This window comes from Bifidobacterium sp. UTBIF-68, assembly GCF_006408855.1.
GTDB classification, from domain to species: Bacteria; Actinomycetota; Actinomycetes; order Actinomycetales; family Bifidobacteriaceae; genus Bifidobacterium; species Bifidobacterium reuteri.
The window spans coordinates 35,116-49,187 of sequence record NZ_JFAN01000023.1 but is presented as its reverse complement, the minus strand read 5'-3'; the positions used below and the strand labels follow the sequence as shown (position 1 = coordinate 49,187).

Sequence of the window (14,072 nt, the reverse complement as noted above, 5' to 3'; positions counted from 1 at the left end):
ATATTATAAAAAGATATAAAACCGGCAAGTGGACAAGGGGCCAGAGTGCTGTTTTGGGAACATCCTCTTGCACATTGCGCCTGCACATTGCGCCTGCCGCGCGCCTTGATCATCGGATTCATAACCTCAAAAACAGGGAAGCCCCGCTCACCAGAGCGGGGCTTCCCGATGATAGGTGTCGATGCAGAAAATCAGCCCGTGTTCTGCAGGCCGGCAGCGACGCCGGAGACGGTGCACAGGATGAGGTAGATGAATCCTGCCTGCTGGCTTTGCGAGAGCTCTTCCTTGTCCACCTTCTTGCGCAGCGACCTGAGGGCGAGCACCTGGGTGACGGACAGCGCGTCCACGTACGGGGAGCGGATGCGGATGGCCTGGCCGAGCACGTGGCGGTGCTGCAGCGGCCACTTGTCGCCCACGATGGCCAGAACCCACTTGCGGGTGAGCTCCATCTCGTTGAGCACCTTCTCATTGAGGTCCTCGCGGTCGCCGAGGGCAAGGTACATCCTGGCGATGCGCTCATCCGTCTTGGCGATGGACATCTCGATGTTGTCGATGAAGGTGGAGAACAGCGGCCATTCCTCGTAAGCCTGACGCATGGTCTCCAGATCGCCGAACTTCTCGCATGCGGTGCCGAGACCGTACCAGGCGGCCAGGTTGATGCGGGCCTGAGCCCAGGAGAAGATCCACGGAATCGTGCGCAGGTCGTCGAGCGACTTGGCGCCGAGGCCACGCTTGGCCGGGCGGGAGCCGATCGGCAGCAGGCCGATTTCGGTCAGCGGCGTAACGATCGAGAACCACGGGGCAAAGCCGTCGGTGTTCAACAGGTCGAGGAAGCGGTTGTGCGCGGCCTCGTCGAGCTGAGCGGCCATGTCGGCATACTTCTCGGTCATGTCGGTGTTGCGCTTCTCCACGCTCGGGGCGGACTGCAGCAGGGTCGCCGCGGCCACGGATTCGACGTGGCGGATGGCCAGCACCGGGTTGCCGTAGCGGGCGAAGATGACCTCGCCCTGCTCGGTGAGCTTGAAGCGGCACTTCACGGAGCCGACCGGCTGGGCGAGCACCGCACGGTTGGCCGGGCCGCCGCCACGACCGACGGCGCCGCCGCGGCCATGGAACAGGGTCAGGTCGATGTCATGCGATTCGGCCCACTTGGCGATGCGCTCCTGGGCGGAGTGCAGGGCCAGTGTGGCGGAGGTCGGGCCGGCGTCCTTCGAGGAATCGGAGTAGCCGAGCATGACCTCGAGCTTGTTGCCGGTGGCCTTCAGACGAGCCTGCACCTCGGGGATCTTGATCATTTCCTCGAGCACGTCCACCGAGTTCTGCAGATCCTCAAGCTGTTCGAACAGCGGGATCACGTCGATGGTCGGCACATCCTCGGGGTGTGCGAACGCCAGACGGTTGAGCTCGTAGACATCCTTGATGTTCTGGGCACTCTTGGTGAAGGAGATGATGTAGCGGCGTGCGGCTTTCAGACCGTTGCGCTTCTGGATGGAGCCGAGGGCGCGGAAGGTGTCGAGCACCTCGTGGGTCATCGGCTGCAGTTCGCCGCGTTCGCCGTGCAGGCCGTGCTCGCGGATGTCCGCGAGGGCGCGTGAATGCACCACGGAATGCTGACGGAACTCCATTTCGACCATGTGGAAGCCGAAGGTTTCGGCCTGCCAGATGAGGTCCTGCAGCGGGCCGTAGGCGGAGCGCTTGGCACCCGCGTCGGCCAGCGACTGCTGGACGGTCTTGAGGTCGGCGATGAAGTCATCGCAGGTGTGGTACATGAGGTCGGCGTCGCGCTCGATGGTGTAATGCAGGCGATCGGCGATCACCAGCATCACGGCGCGGTGCAGCTCCTTGGTGGAGATCAGGGCGGCCTTGTCGGTCAGACGCTCGCTCATCTCCTTCTGGTGGCTCCACAGGATACGCAGAGCGGAGCTCGGCGGCGTGGTCTCGGCCTCCATCGTGAGGTTCTTGCCCACAGTGCGTGTGGCCTCCTCGAGGGCGGCGAGCACGTGGTCGGAGAACTTGCGGGCCACCTGACGGCTGACCTTGGCGGTGACGTTCGGGTTGCCGTCGCGGTCGGAGCCGATCCAGCTGCCCGGGTGGAAGAACGCGGGGCACACCGGCGGCACGAGGCCGGCCTTGGAACCCAGGACCCAGTCGTCGAAGCGGCGGTAGACCTTGGGAATGGTGTGGAACAGCGTATTGTCGAAGATGTCGAGAATCGTGTCCGCTTCCTCGACTGGGGTCGGCTTCTTCAGCGCGATCGGGGAGGTGCGGAACAGAGCGTCGATCTCGTTGTAGAGGCGGCGCAGGTTCTCCTTCTTGTCCGACCCGCCAAGGACCTTGTGCTCCTCGAGCAGCTCGGAGATACGGCGGATCTTGCCTTCCACGGCCTTGCGGCGGGCCTCGGTGGGGTGCGCGGTGAAGACCGGGTGGAACTCCAGACGGTCGAGCAGCTCCTTGGCCTTGGCCGGGCCCATCTCGTTGATGAGCTGGTGGTAGGCGGACGTCATCTCGTTGACCGGGTCATAGGCCTGGTCGTCGGTGACGTCGTTCTCGCGCTGGCGCAGCACGGAGACGCGGTAGTTCTCCTCGGAAAGGTTGGCAAGATGGAAGTAGGTGGCGAACGCGCGTGCGAGCAGCTGGGCGTCGTGCAGGGTCATGTTGTCGATGACCTCGACGGCGGCCTTCAAGCCATCGTGGCCGGGGTTCGGGTCTACCAAGCCGCCGAAGTGCTCGGCGCTGGCTTCGACCGCGTAATTGCGCACGGTGTCGAAGGTGGAGAGCAGTTCGGGATTGTATTCGCCCAGTACGTCGCGCAGAATCCGCAGGCACAGATCCATGTCGTACTTCAGGTTTTCGGGAAGATCATGCTCCTCCGGACCCTTTTTGCCGGTTCCGGTGGTGACGATGGCGGCGTCAGCGGGAGTGATCTGTTCTTCTTCTGATGCCAAATTAACCTCCTTTGCCGAATATCAGGTTGCTCGGTCTGCTGGTCGTCCGCGGCTCCTCCGCGGTTGTTGAGGCCAGTCGTTGCGAGCCCACAGCCCGTATTCAACGTGGTTGTCGTGTGGGCAACAGTGTATCGCCGCATAATCGCCATTTACGTTACGAAGTCCACTGTGTGGGTACCATATGCCGGATTCGCTGCCCCGGTGTGCGCGACGGCAATGGCGCTTCCTGTGGTGTCACTTCTCTTGATTCCACATATCGAATAGAAAACGTCCAAAAAATGAAACCGCAAGCTGGGGGACTGTGCGCACGGGGAAGGGCGCGGGGTACGTTGAGTTGCTGGTGGGCCGTGAGTGTTCTAGGACGAGACGCATCTGCGGATGCATCGGTAAACCCGCGCGTGACGCCACTCGGCAGACACTGGCCGCGAATCCATCCCGGTGATACGTCCAGCCATTCGCGGCAGTGCAGACACTGTGCAATCCGCCGCGGAAGCGGTAATGCAGCAGGAACGCAGCGGGAACACTGACACAACAGTCGAGAGTCGAGAGAATAAGTTAGGGAAGTGGGGAATCGCATGCAGCAGCAGACGAATCACATCGAGCACCCGCAGACGCATCAGGAACACCGCAAACCCGACGAACACGGTGCCATCGCCGTGCAGCATTTCCACACCCACTCCATTCCTTTGGACATGGAGGACATCGAGCGCGACTGGGACAAGCCGATCACCGAAGCCGGCATCGCAGCCAAAGCCAGCGTGATCGTGCGCGTGGGCCTGCTCGACCTCTCAGCCGGCACCGGATCGTTCCGTGTGCGCGAGATGATGCACCGCATCGCCTACCCGCTCGGCGTGCACGTGCGCGCCGACGTCAACCTCACGGACATCGAAGCCGCCTGCACGGACGGCAAGGACCGCATCACCGAAGTCATCGATCTGCCTACTACCGGCGTCAATACCGAGCGCATCTGGCTGCTCGAGCATTTCGCCGACTGGTTCAGCGTGAACCTTGGCGAGGAGTCGATGTATCACAAGACCTCCGAGGTGTCTTCCGGGCTGATGCAGCATCTCGACGAGAAGGACGCCTCGCAGATATCGGCGGATCTTTCCAAGCGGATTCGCGAGGAGAAGAAGGAGCGTCAGGCGGAGGCTCAGGAAGCCGAAGTGCAGCATGAGCAGGTCGGCGCGGATGCGCGGGAAGGTCAGGACGCCGTGCTCGACGCGCTCGAGGAGGCCAGCCGACACACCGATCCGGGCCAGCCGCTGGCCGAACAGCTCAACGTGCACGAGACGGACTGGTCGCAGTCCGCGATGACCGAATCGCTGGCTGCGAGGGCGGCCGTCGCCGAGCAGGAGGAACGCCGGCGCCTTGCCCATCGCCACCGTAATGGCGATGAGGACGGGCAGGCGGATGCCGAAGTGATGGGCGTCGAGTTCGCGGAATTCGTCGACAATATGAGTGATTCCGCCGGTGCGACGAGTGCGGCTGGTGCGGCGGCCGATGCAGCCGGTGCGGCGAAATCGCCGGCCGCAGAAGATGGCGCTGTGGGTAATGATGGCACTGTGGGTAATGCTGACGCTGCCGGTGTCGCTGGCGCTGCCGCAGACGCGAGCCATGAAGCCCATGATGAGGCCCAGGAATTCCGTGACCTGCGTGATCAAATGCACCATGTCCACGACGTGCACGGCGGGCAAGGCCATGCAGGCCGCCACGGTGCCGCGCCGGACGACGGCTTCGTCTCCGCCGCGACGACCGATCGGCATGGGAATCCGCGCAAACCGCCGAAGGGCGAGTACGCCGCCCACTTCGACCATGTCGGCCAGCAGCCGGTGAAGGGGCGCCCTGGCATCACCGTGCGGCAGGCACACCAGCGCCTCGACATGATCGAGCGTCGCAAGCCGTTGTACTCGCCGGCCTTCGCGGGGCTCGCCTCGGCCATCGCCTGCGCATCCTTCGTGTTCCTGCTCGGCGGCGGCCCCTACGACATGATCGGCGCGTTCGTCGGCGCCGGCCTTGGCCACTGGCTGCGGCGCCGACTGTTCAAGCACCATCTCAACCAGTTCTTCGTCACGTTCGTATGCGTGGCCGTCGCGGCGCTCGCCTGCACCGGTACCCTGCGACTCATCGGCTTGTTCGACCCGGTTGCGTTGCAGCACGACACCGCATACATCGGTGCCATGCTGTTCGTCATCCCCGGATTCCCGCTGATCACCAGCGGTCTCGACATGGCCAAAATCGACTTCCCGTCAGGCATCCAGCGCCTGATGTACTTCCTGTGCATCGTGCTGATGGCCACGCTCGCAGGCTGGATGGTCGCCACCATCGTGCATCTGAACCCCACCGGATTCGAGCCGTTGGGACTCAATGTCTGGGTGAATGGCGCGCTGCGCTTTGTGTTCGCGTTCCTCGGGGTGTGGGGCTTCTCCATCATGTTCAATTCGCCGCAACGCATGTGCCTGGTCGCCGCGCTGATTGGCGCCATCACCGACACGTTGCGGCTGGAGATCGTCGAGCTGCTGAACGTGCCGCCCGAAGCCGGCGCGTTCATCGGCGCGCTGCTGGCTGGCCTGCTCGCCTCCGCATGGCGTTCGTCGGTGCGCAAGGGCTGGCTGCCCCCGCACCTCGGTTATCCGCGTATCTGCCTGACCGTGCCGTCGATCGTGATCATGGTTCCGGGTCTGTACATGTACCGTGCCATGTGGTACCTCGGCAGTTTCGACACGTTGAATGCGCTGGATTGGGCGTTCCGCGCGTTCATGGTGATCATCTGCCTGCCGATCGGCCTGGCGATGGCCCGCGTCATCACCGACAAATCCTGGCGATACGACATCTAGTGGTTCGTCTCATAAATAATTAGGGATTCAGCCTTTTCTCTTCCCCAGTCAGCGCTCAACCGATTACGGGACGGACTACTAGCCGGCACCCGAGTCTCAGCATCTCGACGATGACTGGGCATGGGGAGCCGCTATCCGCTACTATCGGGCGGATAGCGGCAAGCGCCGGCATCGCTCAATCGAAAAGTACAGCGCGCAAGAGAGCCAATAAGGCCAATAGGGCATAGAGAGGAACGCAGTTGGCAAACGATTTCTGGATTTTGCTGGCCATGGTGCTGTATTTCGCAGCCATGCTGTCCATCGGATTCATCTACTCCAAACGGTCCAACTCCTCCTCCAAGGAATACTTCGCGGGCGGGCGTGGCGTGGGGCCATGGCTCACCGCGCTGAGCGCCGAGGCCTCCGACATGTCCGGCTGGCTGCTCATGGGCCTGCCGGGCCTGGCCTACTTCACCGGTGCGGCCGACCCGATGTGGACCTCCATCGGACTGGCGCTCGGCACTTATCTCAACTGGAAGCTCGTGGCTCGGCGCCTGCGCCGCTACTCGGTGGTGGCCGGCGACGCCATCACCATCCCGGATTTCTTCGCCAAGCGCTTCCACGACCGTCGTGGCGTGATCTCCACGATCGCCGCCGTCATCATTCTGGTGTTCTTCTGCGTGTATGTGGGCAGCTGCTTCGTCACGGTCGGCAAGCTGTTCCACGCGCTCTTCGGCTTTGACTACCACGTGATGATGATCGTCGGCGCGGCAGTGGTGTTCGTCTACACCATCGTCGGCGGTTATCTTTCGGTCGTGATGACCGACTTCATCCAAGGCCTGCTAATGTTCTTCGCGCTCGCTGTGGTGTTCATCGGCACAGTGGCGTCTGCGGGCGGCATCGGCAATACCGTGGCGTTTCTGCAGTCCATCCCCGGATTCCTTTCCGGCACCCAAGTAGCGGCTCCTCAGCTTGACCCGGTGAGCGGGGAGCAGATCGTCGAAGCGGGGCGTGCGCTCTTCGGCGCGCCGACCGACTACGGCGTCATCACCATTGTTTCGATGCTGGCGTGGGGCCTCGGGTACTTCGGCATGCCGCAGGTGCTGGTGAGGTTCCTGTCGATTCGCAGCGTCGAGGAAGTGCGCAAGTCCCGAATCATCGCGACGGGATGGTGCGTGCTGTCATTGGCCAGCGCCGTGTGCATCGGACTTGTGGGACGCGCGATGATGCCCACCCACCTGCTCACTGCGGCATCCGCTGAAACCATTTTCATCGTGTTGGCGCAGGCCCTACTGCCGAGCTTTGTGTGTGGCGTGGTGGTGTCCGGCATTTTCGCGGCTTCCATGAGCTCCAGCTCGTCGTACATGATTATCGGCGCCTCCGCCATGGGCGAGAACATCTTCCGTGGGCTGTTCCACAAGAAGGCCACCGACAGGCAGGTCATGATCGTGGCCCGATTGACGCTTGTCGTGATGTTCCTGTTCGGTGTTCTCGTGGCGTTCGACCAGAATTCCTCGATCTTCCAGGTGGTTTCCTATGCGTGGGCAGGTCTGGGCGCCTCGTTCGGGCCGCTGATGCTGTGCGCGCTGTATTGGAGGCGCACCAACCGGGCCGGGGCGGTGGCCGGCATGCTTTCCGGCACCGCGACCGTGCTGATCTGGCATAACCTCATCAAGCCGATGGGCGGGGTGTTCGCCATCTACGAGCTGTTGCCGGCATTCATCGTCTCGCTGTTGTTCATTGTGGTGGTGTCGCTCGTGACCAAGGCGCCGAGCGACCAGATGCTCTATGAATTCGACCACTACATGGACGACCCGTTGCCCGGCACCCTGCCCAACGGTTCCGTGTTGGTGGATGAGCCGATGAAGGTCATGGAGTCCGAGGTCCGCGGCGTGTGAACGGCTATCTGCCTTCAATGAGGTACATCCGGGGCTTTGCGGAAAGCTATCTGCCTTCAGTGTGGTGCCTATAACGGGATATTGCGAGTACAAGCACTGCAATAACGCCAGACATACTCTCGGTTTCCTGTTTTCGATACCTCATTGAAGGCAGATAGCTTTCCGCAAAGTCGTAAAAGTACCTCATTGAAGGCAGATAGCTGTTGCCGAGGCATGATCAGGCTAACCGTGTATGCGGATGAAGAAAACATTATTCGCGGGACCATGACGCTAATGCGTGCGCATGCCGTCTAGGAATGTCATCGCCACGTGCGTGGACAAAGCACGCATGTCCTCAGGCGTGTCAATGGAGTATGGGTCAACGTCAAGTAGCGCGAGGTCAGCCGGGTCTCCTGGTTGAACGGACTCGCGTCCCAAGGCCGTCGACGCGGACAATGCGGTGCGAATGCTCAAACGCTGCTCCGGCTGGAATGGCTCGCGATCCGAGCTTTCGGTCTCGAACACGGCGGCGGAAATGGCCAACCATGGATCGAGCGGCGCAACCGGCGCGTCGGACCCCATGCGCAACCGCGCTTGTCCGTATCGGCCGCTGCCGGGAATGCCCGTGATTCCGCGCGTGCGCGCATCTTCGGCAGCCACAGCCATGGTATCGGCGAGAGCGCGGAACGGGTAGGGGATGCCGGCGGGATGGGCCCAGAATCGAGCTATGACGTCTCGGTCGTCCATCGCATGCTGGGGCTGGATGCTCGCATCAAGGCCCAACGCCGCCAGGCGTGGAATATCCCGGGGCTTGAGCATCTGGGCATGCTCGATCGAGCCGTGGGCATGGGTGGCCTCCGCCGCGTTCAGAACAATGGTGTTTGCCTCATCTCCAATGGCGTGGCAGGCGATGTCGAAGCCATGTTCGGTGGCCAGACGCATGTAATCCTCAATCTGCTGCGGCGTGTAGCTCAGGGTGCCGTAGGTTGGGGGTTCGATGCCGGAATACGGCGTGGAGCAATACGCGGAACGTGTGTTGAGCGAGCCGTCCGCGATGAGCTTCATGGCGCCGACGCGCCCCAGGCCATGGCTGCCGGGCAACGGGTCGCCGGTATGCCAGCCTGCGTCGATAGCCTCCCGCAGACGTTCGGGATAGACGCCGGTATCCACCCGCAGGCCGTTGATGCCGGCCGAGAAACGAGCGATCCATGTGTTGATGTTCTCGGCCATTTCGTAGTCTCGGATGCCGACGATGCCCTTGCCGGCAGCGTCCTTCTCCGCCTCGCGCAACAACCGGTCGGTCTCCTCGGCGGCTCCCGGAACCGAATCGAATTGCGTGTACGCGTTGAACCACTCGAGCTCGCCCACGAGGCCGGTCTTGCCGTCCACGTGGACCCCGAGCCGGCGCGCCGCCGCGGAATTGACCCAACCACAGTGCATGTCCGCACTGGAAAGCGCCACCGGCTGCTCGCCGGACGCGGCGTCGATGGCAGCCAGCGTGGGCTGCTCGTCGTCGGCCCACAGCGAATGACGGAAACGCATGCCCACTACGAACGCATCAGGGTTGAGGGTCCCGGCCGCGCGTCGTTCATCCAGATGCGCGCGCAGCATATCCATCGCCTCGGCCGCCGAATGCGCATTGATGAGATCGAGACGCCCCAGTGTCTTGGCCCATTGCGTGAAATGCGTGTGGCAGTCCCACAGACCGGGAATGACCCACAGCCCATCAGCGTCGATGGTGGTTGTGGTTGCGCCCCCATCGGTTGTGGATTCGCCGGACGGCGAGCCTCCGCTGCGCGTCATAGCGCCACCGTTCTCCGCTGTCGGGGTCGGGCTGACGGACGCGACGCTCCCATTGCGAAGCACCACGTCCACGTGTCCCCGCGTTCCGGGAATACCTGCATTGACGATATGCACCAAGCTGCTCATACCGACATCATGCCACGCCTGTGTGAATGCTGGCTGCGGTTCCGGGAACAACTCGGGCTACCCTGTGCCATATGCGGAGTTATCCACCGGGTTATCCACCGTGTTATCCACATTTATCCACCAGAAAAACAGGACGATGGACAAGCGGTGGCGTCGGTCTTTAGACTTGCGATTATGCGGGTTCCCAATACCCGTGCTGTATGTCACAAAGGAGTGATCATCATGGGCGGGGCGGACACATTGTCGGAACTGACGGAACTCAAGTACCAGCGCATGAAAGCGTGCGCAGAGATTCAGCAGCGTAGCGGGTGGCGTCCTCCTTATGCCCTGATGACCGCTTTGGAGCTTCAGGCGATTGAGCTGCCCCGACTGTCCAGTAAATGCCGACGGCTGAAGAACACTGCCGTAGTCGCCGTCTCGCATGCGAGCCAACGATACCGTATTTATGGTGTCACGCCGGTCGTCTGGTCGTTTCCTTTGGACGAGGTCATGGTCGAACGTCAATTCCCGTGCACGTCCCCAGCTTGCACATGGGCGATGTTCGCAGCCTATCTGGATTTGGAGGAACTCATAGTGCTGGCCGATTCGATGATGCGCAGGAACGGGAGGTTGTGCCGAACGACATTGGACGAACTCGCCGCATATGTGCATGCGGCGGAATCGCAGGTTCGAACCATGCAAGGCGAAGGAAAGCGGGCCAGACTGTTCCCGGGTTATGAGAATTGCAAACGGGCATTGCTGTTGGCGAGAAGCGGCACGGACTCTTCGATGGAGAGTCGAACGCGGTTGGTGATGCTGAAATATGGTTTGGACTGCCCGCAGGTGAATTACCCGATTGTCGCAGGAAGGAATCGCAAGCCCGTGTACCTTGATTTGGCGTATCCGGAATTCAAGGTCTGCATTGAATACGATGGTTCTCATCATGCCGGACAATGGCTGAATGACACGAGAAGACGGCAGGCGATTGAAGATGAAGGATGGCAATACGTGCAGGTCACCAAACTCGACCTCGGAGACGATGAGAGCGAAGAAGCCTTGGCGAGAAGGGTGGCGAGGAGGATAGAGGAGGTAGTCGGGCAGCATGTCGAGCTGACTGCTCGCAAGACCATATTGCAGGTTTGCGATGGTCGGGGTTTGCGTCGCAAGCCGATGCATGAGAAGCTCCATTTCACGCCATTGTTGCATGCCGGCAATGGTGATGGTGCTGTTTTTGGTGCTGCCTCGGATGAGTTAGATGCCGTCGCATAGATACGTCGTATGTTGCTCGCGTATCACTACTGTGAGTGGGGAACGTCTCTGATTGCTGCTCATCCATGGGTTCTGAGGTACGTGATGTGGGTGGTACGTGTTTCATCGAGGTGACGGGCCATGATGAGTCCCATGATGGTGTTGCTTCGTCGGGAATGACGTTGTTGTGGACAAGGGTTTCCGTGGAATACTGCGCCATGCCTCGGAGATGTGGACGTGCGCTCCTCTATTTTCTTGTATCTCCGTTCAATGAGGTACATCCGGGGCTTTGCGGAAAGCTATCTGCCTTCAGTGTGGTGCCTATAACGGGATATTGCGAGTACAAGCACTGCAATAACGCCAGACATACTCTCGGTTTCCTGTTTTCGATACCTCATTGAAGGCAGATAGCTTTCCGCAAAGTCGTAAAAGTACCTCATTGAAAGCAGATAGCTGTTGCCGAGGCATGTTGCCGAGGCATGATCAGCATGATTTAATCCGGTGATGTCGATTTTCGCGGCTGTCTTATTGCGCGCGCCCGTTGCTGCACCTGCTTTTTGCGACAGTTTGAAACGCATCGCGGCGTGTTGCCGATGAGATACAGCAAATCCCGCTCATTGCACGACCGTAGTCATTGCAATGAGCGGGATTCGGATGATGGATTTGGCGGAGGCCCCGAACCGGTCGGAGCCGGTCAGTACTTCATGCCCATGGCCTCGCGCACCTGGTCGAGGGTCTCCTCGGCGATGGCGTTGGCGCGCTTGTTGCCGTCTTCGAGCACGTCGCGGATGTAGTCCATGTCCTTGGCGAGCTCCGCCCGGCGCTCGCGGTGCGGGGCCAGGAAGCTGTTCACGGATTCGATCACATACGCCTTGAGCGCGCCTGCGCCGGCGTCACCGATCTCCTCGGCGATGTCCTTCGGGTCGCGGCCGGTCACCAGGCCAGCGGTGGTCAGCAGCGCCGAGACCTGCGGGCGGGCGATCGGGTCGAAGGTGATGCGGCGCTCGGAGTCGGTGGGGCTCTTCTTGATGAGCTTGGCGGTCTCCTCGGCCGTGGCGCCCAGCATGATGGAGTTGCCGTACGACTTGCTCATCTTGCGGCCGTCGAGGCCCGGGATTTCAGGCGCGTCGGACAGGATGGCGGCCGGCTCCGGGAACACCGGGTGCTTCTTGGCGTAGCGTTCGTTGAAACGACGGGCGATGGTGCGGGTGATCTCGATGTGCGGCAGGTTGTCCTTGCCGATCGGCACCACGTTGGCCTTGCAGAAGAGGATGTCGCATGCCTGATGCACCGGATAGGTGAGCAGCAGGCCGGTCAGCGCGTGGCCGGACGCCTCCATCTCGGACTTCACGGTGGGGTTGCGGTGCAGCTCAGCCTCGGTGACCAGGGAGAGGAACGGCAGCAGCAGCTGGTTCTCGGCCGGCACGGCGGAGTGCGCGTAGATCATGGTCTTCTTCGGGTCGATGCCGGCGGCCATGTAGTCAAGCACCAAGTTGAGCACGTTCTCCTGGATGTGCTCGGTGGTGTCGCGGTCGGTGATCACCTGGTAGTCCGCGATGATGATGTTCGAATGCACGCCCTTGTTCTGCATGGCCACGCGCTCCTTGATGGAGCCGAAGTAGTGGCCCAGGTGCAGACGCCCGGTGGGGCGGTCGCCGGTGAGCATCGTGAACTTGCCGGGCTCGGCCTCGAGCTTGGCAAGCGTCTCGTCGGAACGCTTCTTCGCTGCGAGGAAGCTCGCGCTCATTTCATTGCCTGCCGCTGTCAGTTGCTGCTCGTCGGTCATGCGGATTCCTTTGAAAGTGCCTTGGAAATAAACGCTTTTATGGTAAAAGTGTGAGCCGACAACGAACATGGACATTTTAGGTGGTACTCTCTTAAGTTGATGAATCGAACAGCATAGTAATTTCAGGGGGTCAGATGGGCCGCGGACGTCAGAAGGCAAAACAGCAGAAAATAGCCCGTAAGCTGAAGTATCTGACTACCGACACCGATTACGATGAGCTGGCAAAAGAGCTGAGTGAGCAAGAGCCGGGAACAGGTTCTGTTGACCCGTTCGCCGACGTTGAAGACCAATATGCGGACACCGATGTGAAATCCGATGATTCCGCCAACAGCAAGCATGCCGCTCCCGTTGCGGACGATGATTTGGACGAGTACGCCAAGTGGGCGGCTGAGGCTGCGGCCAAGGCCACCAGCGGTGAATTCCCGAAGACGACGGCCGCCAAGCCGGTAGCTCCTCACAAGCCGATTCCGATGCCGAAGCCGCGCCCGATTCCGAGCGCGCTCAAGCCGAAGCAGTGACGGTAGTCGGTACTGAGAATCCAGTATCGAAAGCGCAGTAACGAATAAAGGCACCCGGTAGTGGGTGCCTTTATTCATTCGGGTTTGTTTGTGGATTGTTAAGTATGACTGAAGAGCCATTGATTCGGTTGTAATTGGTTGAGTGGTGCTGGTCCCGCAATTATGGACGCGCTTCGCGCGCGGTTTGCCAGCTCGCCTGTCGGCTCGCACAGCACCTACAAACAGCTCCGCTGTTTGCTTTACGGTGCTGGTCCTGCAATTGTGGACGCGCTTCGCGCGCGGTTTGCCAGCTCGCCTGTCGGCTCGCACAGCACCTACAAACAGCTCCGCTGTTTGCTTTACGGTGCTGTCCTGACAAGGAGAGCCGGAATAGAATCAGCGAGCCAGCGGCAGCAGGTCGCTCAGGTCGTCGCGTTCGCCGACCGCGCTGATGTGGCCGGCGTCCTTTTCCTCCGCCCATGTCGTGATGCCGCAGGCCAGACGCAGCCATACGTCCGGTTCGAGTTCGATGACATCGGGCGGTGTGAGATTATGCGGATCCGATGCCGGGCCGTCCAGTATCTTGACTGCACCCCACGGCGCCACGCGTACTTCCACGCCGGGGCCGGGCACCTTGCGCTCCAAAAGGAATAAGGAGTATCGCACGGCCATGGCCCATGCCGGTCGCGGCAGCGTGGGGGCGATGGCGAGACGGTCCGCGACGCTGGTCGCGCCTGCGGCGAGTGAGGCTTCATGGGCTGCGTCGCTCCACTGGTGCAGCGCCTCGGCCCCTCGTTTCAGGTCTTTTTCCAAAATGACAGCCATGCGTCCATCTTCGCACGGGACGGCGCTCGGCCGTGTCGCGGCATGGTGGCCTTGGCGAGGTGGCGTTGCCGAGGCATGGTTTGTCCTGTGTCTGCAAACGATGACAGGCATGAAAGATGCACAAACTACGTAGTCATGCTAGGCTCTGTTATGCGAACGTATGCATAACGATC

Annotated in this window: 9 protein-coding genes; 4 read left to right on the top strand and 5 right to left on the bottom strand. The window is 61.3% G+C overall.

Annotation, left to right across the window (positions count from 1 at the left end; translation table 11 throughout):
* Window positions 1-191: 191 nt before the first annotated feature.
* On the bottom strand, window positions 192-2,945 hold the full coding sequence (locus BW14_RS07410) for a phosphoenolpyruvate carboxylase (protein WP_140489910.1): 2,754 nt from the start codon (window positions 2,943-2,945) through the stop codon (window positions 192-194).
* Between the two features lie 575 nt (window positions 2,946-3,520).
* Here BW14_RS07410 and BW14_RS07405 point away from each other — a divergent pair.
* A complete protein-coding gene (locus BW14_RS07405; protein WP_140489908.1) occupies window positions 3,521-5,779 on the top strand; it encodes a threonine/serine exporter family protein in 2,259 nt (752 codons plus the stop codon).
* A 239-nt stretch (window positions 5,780-6,018) separates the two neighbouring features.
* Complete coding sequence (locus BW14_RS07400) at window positions 6,019-7,656, top strand: sodium/proline symporter (protein ID WP_140464751.1); 1,638 nt, start codon at window positions 6,019-6,021, stop codon at window positions 7,654-7,656.
* 270 nt (window positions 7,657-7,926) lie between these two features.
* Here the strand turns inward: BW14_RS07400 and BW14_RS07395 are convergent, their stop codons facing one another.
* A complete protein-coding gene (locus BW14_RS07395; protein WP_044090683.1) occupies window positions 7,927-9,564 on the bottom strand; it encodes an amidohydrolase in 1,638 nt (545 codons plus the stop codon).
* Window positions 9,565-9,786: 222 nt separating this feature from the next.
* Here BW14_RS07395 and BW14_RS07390 point away from each other — a divergent pair, with 222 nt between their 5' ends.
* On the top strand, window positions 9,787-10,812 hold the full coding sequence (locus BW14_RS07390) for a hypothetical protein (RefSeq protein WP_044090684.1): 1,026 nt from the start codon (window positions 9,787-9,789) through the stop codon (window positions 10,810-10,812).
* Window positions 10,813-11,090: 278 nt separating this feature from the next.
* Here the strand turns inward: BW14_RS07390 and BW14_RS11995 are convergent, their stop codons facing one another.
* Both BW14_RS11995 and trpS read right to left on the bottom strand, forming a co-directional pair.
* Window positions 11,091-11,369 carry a hypothetical protein gene (locus BW14_RS11995; protein WP_140463385.1) on the bottom strand — a complete coding sequence of 93 codons (279 nt, stop codon included), beginning with the start codon at window positions 11,367-11,369 and terminating at the stop codon, window positions 11,091-11,093.
* 116 nt (window positions 11,370-11,485) lie between these two features.
* On the bottom strand, window positions 11,486-12,577 hold the full coding sequence (gene trpS / locus BW14_RS07385) for a tryptophan--tRNA ligase (RefSeq protein ID WP_140464753.1): 1,092 nt from the start codon (window positions 12,575-12,577) through the stop codon (window positions 11,486-11,488).
* Window positions 12,578-12,711: 134 nt separating this feature from the next.
* Between trpS and BW14_RS07380 the strand changes: the two genes are divergently transcribed.
* Window positions 12,712-13,095, top strand: coding sequence for a DUF3073 domain-containing protein (locus BW14_RS07380; RefSeq protein ID WP_044089522.1), 384 nt, complete (start codon window positions 12,712-12,714; stop codon window positions 13,093-13,095).
* Between the two features lie 375 nt (window positions 13,096-13,470).
* On the opposite strand, the gene BW14_RS07375 is transcribed toward BW14_RS07380, so the two are convergent.
* Window positions 13,471-13,899 carry a sterol carrier family protein gene (locus tag BW14_RS07375; protein WP_140464755.1) on the bottom strand — a complete coding sequence of 143 codons (429 nt, stop codon included), beginning with the start codon at window positions 13,897-13,899 and terminating at the stop codon, window positions 13,471-13,473.
* Window positions 13,900-14,072 lie beyond the last annotated feature (173 nt).

Excerpts from the sequence above, each read along its gene's own strand:
- BW14_RS07405 (WP_140489908.1), top strand. The coding sequence starts at position 3,521 with ATGCAGCAGCAGACGAATCACATCGAGCACCCGCAGACGCATCAGGAA.
- BW14_RS07395 (WP_044090683.1), bottom strand. The coding sequence starts at position 9,564 with ATGAGCAGCTTGGTGCATATCGTCAATGCAGGTATTCCCGGAACGCGG.
- BW14_RS07390 (WP_044090684.1), top strand. The coding sequence starts at position 9,787 with ATGGGCGGGGCGGACACATTGTCGGAACTGACGGAACTCAAGTACCAG.
- BW14_RS11995 (WP_140463385.1), bottom strand. The coding sequence starts at position 11,369 with ATGCGTTTCAAACTGTCGCAAAAAGCAGGTGCAGCAACGGGCGCGCGC.
- trpS (WP_140464753.1), bottom strand. The coding sequence starts at position 12,577 with ATGACCGACGAGCAGCAACTGACAGCGGCAGGCAATGAAATGAGCGCG.
- BW14_RS07380 (WP_044089522.1), top strand. The coding sequence starts at position 12,712 with ATGGGCCGCGGACGTCAGAAGGCAAAACAGCAGAAAATAGCCCGTAAG.
- BW14_RS07375 (WP_140464755.1), bottom strand. The coding sequence starts at position 13,899 with ATGGCTGTCATTTTGGAAAAAGACCTGAAACGAGGGGCCGAGGCGCTG.